The sequence below is a fragment of the Pedobacter ghigonis genome (genome assembly GCF_903166585.1).
Lineage (GTDB): Bacteria > Bacteroidota > Bacteroidia > Sphingobacteriales > Sphingobacteriaceae > Pedobacter > Pedobacter ghigonis.
The window spans coordinates 1-1,338 of sequence record NZ_CAESCM010000040.1 but is presented as its reverse complement, the minus strand read 5'-3'; the positions used below and the strand labels follow the sequence as shown (position 1 = coordinate 1,338).

Annotated in this window: 1 protein-coding gene; it reads right to left on the bottom strand. The window is 40.0% G+C overall.

What is annotated here, in order from left to right:
* Positions 1 to 20: 20 nt before the first annotated feature.
* The gene (locus tag HWV58_RS24245) at positions 21 to 1,196 is read right to left on the bottom strand and encodes an IS4 family transposase (protein ID WP_175636581.1); all 1,176 of its coding nucleotides are present in this window, start codon (positions 1,194 to 1,196) and stop codon (positions 21 to 23) included.
* Between the last annotated feature and the right edge of the window lie 142 nt (positions 1,197 to 1,338).

Below are 1,338 nucleotides of genomic sequence, written 5' to 3'. Positions count from 1 at the left end.
AATTAGGAGTGTTCGAAACCTTACGGCCCTCTAAAGACCAGATCTGGATTACCCCCACAGGCGATAACTATCTGAATGGTAACCATGTCATCTAGTTCCATTGAGATTCGTCTTTTTGCTGTTTTATAACCAATTTGGTTACCCTTTTTATAAATAAGAATAAGCATTGACAGGATCAGGGTCATGTATAAGATGATCTTGATCCCGTTGGTACTGGTTGAGATAAAGTGGTTAAAGTTTAGTTCCTGCTTGATGAACCTAAAAAACACTTCTATGTCCCACCTCTTTCGGTATATATCTATTATGTCTGAGATTGGGGCTTGCAACATATTGGAAAGCAAAAAGAACGCGATACCGCTTCCATTGCATCCTTTAATGAGCCTGAACTTATTGGGTAGTCGCTTATTGTACCGGTCATAAAGCTCAATAAGTTCATCCGAGCTGACCGTCGCATCTCCTATCTGAAGGTTTTCAGGAAGAGCCCTTGTTTCCAGCAGATGGTACCTGGCATTGGTTTTCATTTTGGTTACAAAATTCCAGTCCCGATCATCGATGTCGGCAAATGCCCGCCTGCTGCTTATTCCCCGGTCAAATACGAACACCGTATTAGGGCTGGGGTCTGTTACTTTCAGTATGGCTTTTGGTATAGTCCTATCTTCACTCAGCTCACTCTGTGAGGTAAACACCTGCACGCTGCTTGGAAAAAGATCTTCCAGGCAAAGCGTATATTTCACCTGCTTTTTTCCGTTCTTTTTACAGCCGACTGTCATCCCCTGGGCCAGTTTACCGGCGGTTTCAACTACCATAGTGGAATCTACTCTAACGATATTATAGGAACTGGATTCCTTTGAGGAGAACTCTTTACTAAATCTAGAATAGATCATCTTATATGCTTTTTCAAAAAAAGATAGATCCATCGTGGCCAAGCGATTAGAAAGAGAATTATACCTAACAGTTTGATCACGGTCAAGTGAAAAAAGCATTTTAAACCGATTGGAATTAAATACATCCTCAAGTCCTCTCAGACTTGTTTTTTCACATGTAGCCAAACCATAAAGTAACAAGTAGAACATACTGCGGCCATAAAGCGTTTTTACCTGAAAATCTATGTTGGTACTTTCAGATAGAGCGGCTAGCTCCTTTTCAGGAATCAGCTCAAGAAGCGCTTTAACAGATATGTTTGCTAGTATGGGCACGTCATTGCAAAAGTAACAACACCAATAGGAAACAGCAGGAAAACTGGGGCTTTAATCCAAACATAAAAACAAATATTATCAACAGAAATGTGGAAAAGGATTTGTTTTTTTAAAATTCAAAATGTTTCGAACACTCCTAATT